Raw genomic sequence first — 1,513 nt, forward strand, 5'->3', positions numbered from 1 at the left:
GTAAAGCAGTTCATCATGGACAACAAAGTCGTGGTTGGCGTTGGGAATATCTACGCCAATGAATCTCTGTTTAAATCTCGTATTCTCCCAACCCGACAAGCAGGTCAAGTGACACCCCAAGAGTGGGTGCTGTTAGTGGAAAACATCAAAGCCACGCTAAAAATTGCCATTAACCAAGGTGGTACGACTTTAAAAGACTTCGCTCAAGCCGATGGCAAGCCGGGTTATTTTGCTCAAGAACTTTTAGTGTATGGAAAAGCGGGTGAGCCTTGCCCAGAATGTGGAGAGCCGCTTCAAGAGCTAAAAATTGGCCAACGTAATACCTTCTTCTGTAATGAGTGTCAGAAGTAATAGGCTTGCTGCATATTTCGGAGCATTCCGATCAGTCATTTCGGGATTATCCGATCACCCATTTCGGTTTAAACCGATCACTGATTCCGCGATTATCCGATCACTTTTAGCCTAACTCCGAAATCGGTGATCGGAATAGCGAAAACCGCGATCGGAATGCCCGAAATCCTTCCTTTTTCTCTTTTAAATCAATAACTCGCTATTCTTTGCTTCTTAAACAAGAACGTAAGGAAGCGACAATGGCCAAAAAGAGAACTCCAATGAACAAAATCAAAGAGATATTACGCCTTAAGTACGAGTGTGGGTTGTCCTACCGTAGTATTGCTAGTTGTCTCAATGTCAGCCTTGCAACAGTCTCTGAGCTTGTCGCTCGCTTTAAGCAAAGTCAGATAGGCTGGCCTCTCCCAGAAGATTGCAGTGATACAGACCTTACCAAAGCCCTATATCATTCGAAGCAAGCCAGTCGAGACAAGGTTATGCCAGACTTCGCTCAGTACGCTGTCGAACTCAAGCGTAAAGGCATGACAAAGATGTTGTTGTGGCAGGAGTACCACGAGCAATATCAAGAGCAAGCTTACGCTTACACTCAGTTCTGCGAGCACTTCACTCGTTGGTTCAAAACCCAAAAGCGCAGTATGCGTCAGCTCCATGTGGCAGGTGATAAGCTGTTTATCGATTACTGTGGGCCTCGGCTTCAAGTAGTCAATCCTGACACAGGCGAAGTGCGCGAAGCAGAAGTGTTCGTGGCGACCTTGGGCGCGTCCAATTACACCTATGTTGAAGCCTTCCCTAGTCAAGGTAAGTCTTACTGGTTAGAGGCGCATGCCAATGCGTTCGAGCACTTCGGTGGAGTACCACAGCTCTTGGTTCCCGACAATCTGCGTAGCGCGGTCACCAAAGCCAATCGTTATGAGCCAAGACTGAACGACAGCTATCAGAAACTGGCCAATCACTATCAAACCGCCGTGATGCCTGCTCGCCCTTACAAACCGAAAGACAAAGCCAAGGCGGAGAATGCGGTGCTCCTCGTCGAACGCTGGATCATGATGCGGCTACGCCACCAAACCTTCTATACCTTCAAAGAGCTGAATCTCGCTATCCGAGCGCTGATGGATGAATTAGACCTACGTGAGATGAGACAGTATGGAGCGAGTCGCAAAGC

Annotated in this window: 2 protein-coding genes; both read left to right on the forward strand. The window is 47.7% G+C overall.

Going from position 1 to position 1,513, the window contains the following annotated elements:
* The coding region (locus R7190_RS25520) for a zinc finger domain-containing protein (protein ID WP_318137635.1) at positions 1-351 on the forward strand (351 nt) is incomplete at its 5' end.
* Between the two features lie 239 nt (positions 352-590).
* Positions 591-1,513 (forward strand): IS21 family transposase (istA, locus tag R7190_RS25525; protein ID WP_318137636.1); only part of this gene is annotated, 923 nt, incomplete at its 3' end.

Source organism: Vibrio sp. 1078-1 (assembly GCF_033340475.1).